The sequence below is a fragment of the Nonomuraea sp. NPDC004702 genome (assembly GCF_053601695.1).
This window is the reverse complement of record NZ_JBSGCE010000168.1, coordinates 1-4,441: the sequence shown is the minus strand read 5'-3', so window position 1 is coordinate 4,441 and position 4,441 is coordinate 1. Positions and strand designations below refer to the sequence as shown.

Sequence of the window (4,441 nt, the reverse complement as noted above, 5' to 3'; positions counted from 1 at the left end):
CCGCTGGTCGTGAGTGGGCTTGGTGCCGCTGTCTCGCGCATGATCACCGTGTCTGTTCGTCGAGCGATGCTGCCCGCGAGGATAGGGGAGTGCGGCGGGTGGTGCCCGAACTGTCAGTTCGGGTTTTGGAGCGGCTTGGCCTCACAACGCCAAGCGACCGGCGCTTTGAGGAGCCGGAACGCCTCGTGATGGGGTGCTCATTGGGGACACCTCGGCTGATGTCGAGGCCGCCCGCGCCAAACGACGCGCCGGTGATCGTGGTGGCGTCGCGCATGGGATCTGCGGATGGCCGACCCTCACCAGTGCCCGCATCGCCTACGAAGACGAACGAGCCGCACTCGGCATGGACTACGCCGAAGCCGTCCTCATCATCCGCCGCACCATGGCCCACCCCAACGGCCACCCCATCGAAGTCACCGAGCTCAAGGCCCCCGCCAACCGCTACGAGATCGGCTACCACCGCGAACTCGCCGACGACCCCGAAGCCGACCTCACTCCACAAGAACTAGCCGATAACGGCATAGACTTCGTGATCTAGCTCTTGCACGGTCGGCGCTGACAGGTCACTCTCGGCCCTCTACTAAGGCCTGGCCGTGGGATAGGCCCCAGGGGGCCGCCCCCGCACAGAACCAGGGAGGCTGCTTCATTGCAGAGCTGGACACCTCGGAAGCCGACCGTGCGCCAAGACCATAACCGCCGGTGCTGACAGAAGAGCCCGGTCGGTCCCCTGCGTCTGTCTCATCGGGCCGACGGTTCACGGGGCCAAGGTGGCTCAAAGTTTCTTACTGGTTTCAAGGCGGCGACGCTGGCGCGCCGCCGCGCCGGCGGCAGGACGGCCGCCCTTCCCGCCGGGCTGCGGCCTGGGGGCCGGTCCCGGCGGGAGCGGCCAAGCCGCCCGCAGCCATCCGGCACAGGTCTCAGCGCCATACTTCGGAACGGCCTACGATCGCCTGACTCCGGCTGATCTGCGTATCCAGCTGGGGGCGATCGACGGTCCGTGGCTTCGTTCCTCGGCCCTGGCCCACCGCACCACTCGGGCATGAGTCCGCTCCTGCCAGCCGTACGCGGGTCGGGCAGGCTCGTGCGCTGGTGGTGTCGAACGCGAGAGACCAGCCGGTGAAGGGCAAGGGATATGCCGCATCGCCGCAGAGGCCGGTCACCTCACCGTCAAGCACGGCGTGCTGAACGGCATCCCGGTCGAGACACGAGAGTCCCAGCCGGGAGACAGGAGGGGAATCGGCGCGTCACGAAGAGCGGGGAGCGAGGTCATCCCAGTGAACCGACCATCGCCGCATCCCCATCGGTAGATCCTGCTGTGGCCCACCGAGCTGGACCAGGGCGATCACGCCGGGACGGATATTGGCGACCACCTGGCCCTTGCGGCCGATGAGCCGCGCTCCGAGTCCCCGTGTTGTCGTCGGGCTGTGTTCCATGCTCTTGATCTCGATTCGGCACCCGGCTGCCGCCGCGAGCCACGCGTTGTCATGCCATCCTCGGCCAGCACCCGGCGTCGGCCTCGTGCATGAGAGTGCGTAGGTCGTCGGTGTCTCAGGCGTCCAAGACGAGCGGGCGTGGGGACGGCCAGGCGGCGATCGCGTAGAAGCGGCGAGTGTACGGGCCATAGAACACTGCCCATCCAGGCTCAGAGCGGTCCAGTTCCCATGCGGCGCGTCGCTTGTCCGGATCCCAGCCTCGGTAGCTCGCGAGAGGCACCGACGCGATGTTCAATGCTCTGTCCTGATGGCTCGCTGTGACGCTGTTCGCGAGGATCGGGGCGCCTCTAGAGTTGTCCATGGGTCGCACCTCCAGTGTGCGAGCAAGGAACCCGTACGGCGTGTTCAGCGCCTGCGGGTTCCGCCTTTTCATGGTCCTCTCATGACATCTCCCGGTACCCCCGCGCCGACAGTGCGAGTAAGGAAGACTGGGGGAGACAGGCGGACTCCACGTCCCCCGAGGTGCACACAATGGATAGCGTTCCGGCCTGGGCCGTACGGTTGCGCGCCGAAAGGAGTGGCAGGTTGTGGACACAGCGAGACATGGTCAAGCGCCTTGCCGACGCAGCCGACCCACACACCCGGGCTCGTCTACCCGAGCGGGAATCCCTGATCCGTATGATCAAGGATTGGGAGGCCGGCGGGCACCAGCCCAAGGACCCCTATCGATTGCTCTACTGCCGAGTGTTCGGCATGGAGGAAGCCGAGTTGTTCGCCGATGACGCGGAAGTCGCGGGGCGGGACAACGTTCGCTTCGAAGGCGAGATCGAGGCGTTGGAGCTGGCCCGTCGGGTTGCGGCGAGTGATGTGGGTAACCAGACGCTTGACCGGCTGGAATCGGCCGTCGATGACCTCGCGATGGCCTACCAGAGAACACCGCCGGCCGAATTATTGAAACGAGCACGCCAGCACCTGTCCTACGTCTCGCATCTGATCAACGCGAAGAAGACGATCACCGAGCACCGCCGCCTGCTCACGACCGGTGGCTGGCTGTCCTTGCTGGCTTCCACCTGCTATATCGATCTTCGCGAATTCGATGCCGCCGCAACATGGCTTCAGACATCCGCGCAGTTGGCCAAGCACGCTGAGTGTTCCGAGATCGCGGCATGGTGCCTGGAGACGGAGGCATGGCAGGCGGTCACCACCGGCGACTACCGCCGGGCCATGACCCTGACTCAGGGGGCGCAGGTGATCGCGCCACGTGGAAGTTCCGCCTACATTCAGGCGACCGCGCAGGAAGGTCGGATATGGGCGCGACTCGGATCCGGCCCGGAGACACGTGATGCGCTGAACCGTGTCGCCCGGCTGGTCTCGCCGTTGTCGATGCCCGAGCATCCCGAGCATCACTACCGGTACGACCCATCCAAGAGCGACGCATACGTCGCGACCACACTGTCATGGCTGGGAGATCCGGCCGCCGAGTCATACGCCCGGCAGGTGCTCGCGCGTATGGAGTCAGCCGCGGACGGGCCGTTTCGCCCGCGCAGGGCGGCATCCGCGCGCCTTGACCTGGCGCTGGCGCTGCTGGCGGCCGATCAGCCCGACGAGGCCGGTCGGCTTACGCTCATGACGATGACCAGCGGCGTGCTGGTGCCGTCCAGCTATTGGCGGGCACACGAGGTGATCAGCGCCATCGAAGCACTCCGCATGCCGGAGGCCACAGAACTGCGCGAGGCGTATCGAGAATTGAGCGGTCGCGCGGACGGGCGGTTTTCTGCGTGACGAACTGAGTGACAACGCCCTCGGATGAGGCCGGACAACAGTGGATCACCGTGGACCCTATGCGCGGATGGGAGCGGGTACAGCCCGCGTCCCGCCACTGCCTGGCATGCCTGGGGGCACAAGGTGGTCTACGTACCCGGCCGCGTCGTCCACGGCATGGCAGGCGTCTTTCGCGGTGAGGGCAAGACTGACGCCAAGGACGCCCGTGTCATCGCCGACACTGCCCGTATGCGTGGTAACTGGCAGAACTGTCCCTGCCTGGCGAACTGGTGGTCGAGCTGACCCGGCTGACCGCCTACCGAAGCGACGTGATGGCCGACTGGGTACGTGGCGTCAATCGCCCGCGCGATCTACTGAGGGGCATCTTCCCGGCGTTGGAGCGCAGCTTCGACTTCTCCAGCTTCGACTTCTCCACCCGCTCAGCGTTGATCCTGGTGGCCGGTTACCGCACTCCGGATGAGATCGGTCGGGCAGGGCATGAGGCGCTGGTCGCCCATCTGACTGAGCAGAGGGCCTAGGGGAACGACACCCTGGCCACGACAGCCCCGCGAGCCGCGGCTCAGCAATCGGTGGCGCTGCCCGGCGAAGCCCCTGCGCCGTGCTCGTCAAGAAGCTCGCCCGCCAGCTGCTGGACCTGGACCGGGAGATCAAGGACACCGACAAGCTCATCGCCGAACGTTTCCGCGGGCACCCCCAGGCGCACATCATCGAGAGCATGCCCGGCATGGGCACCTCGCTGGGCGCCCAGATCATCGTCGCCACCGGCGGGGACGTCCGCGCGGCCTTCGCCAACGCCGGGCGGTTGGCCTCCTACGCCGGGCTGGTACCCGTGCCACGCGACTCCGGCCGGGTGACCGGCAACTACCGACGGCAACAGCGCTACAACCGGTCGCCGCGCCAGGTGTTCTTCATGGCGGCGCTGTCCAGCATCCGGGCCGACGGCGAATCCAAGACCTTCTACCAGCGCAAACGAGCTGAGAACAAGGTGCATACCCAAGCATTGCCGGCTCTGGCACGCCGCTTGGTCGACGTGCTGTGGGCTCTGTTGCGCGACAATCGGGTCTTCTCTCGGGTTCCGCGCCACCCCAGCCACGGCGCTTGCGGCTTGACATGGTCATTGAGATTCCTCCCGCGCCGGCGCGGCATCAGATGCACCATCCCCGAAAAGAAGGATCAGGCGGCTCATCGCCGCAAACGTGGATCGCGCGGCGGCCGGCCTCCCGCCT

General features: G+C 66.5%; 2 protein-coding genes and 2 pseudogenes. All 4 read left to right on the top strand.

Annotated elements, in window-relative coordinates:
- Positions 1-193 precede the first annotated feature (193 nt).
- On the top strand, positions 194-538 hold the full coding sequence (locus ACWEJ6_RS54340; RefSeq protein ID WP_452433599.1) for a UTRA domain-containing protein: 345 nt from the start codon (positions 194-196) through the stop codon (positions 536-538).
- A 1,498-nt stretch (positions 539-2,036) separates the two neighbouring features.
- Complete coding sequence (locus ACWEJ6_RS54335; RefSeq protein WP_452433597.1) at positions 2,037-3,215, top strand: hypothetical protein; 1,179 nt, start codon at positions 2,037-2,039, stop codon at positions 3,213-3,215.
- A gap of 123 nt (positions 3,216-3,338) precedes the next feature.
- Positions 3,339-4,317, top strand: a pseudogene (locus ACWEJ6_RS54330) (IS110 family transposase); the annotation flags it as partial.
- Positions 4,318-4,347: 30 nt separating this feature from the next.
- Positions 4,348-4,441: pseudogene (locus ACWEJ6_RS54325) on the top strand (IS5-like element ISDge16 family transposase); the annotation flags it as partial.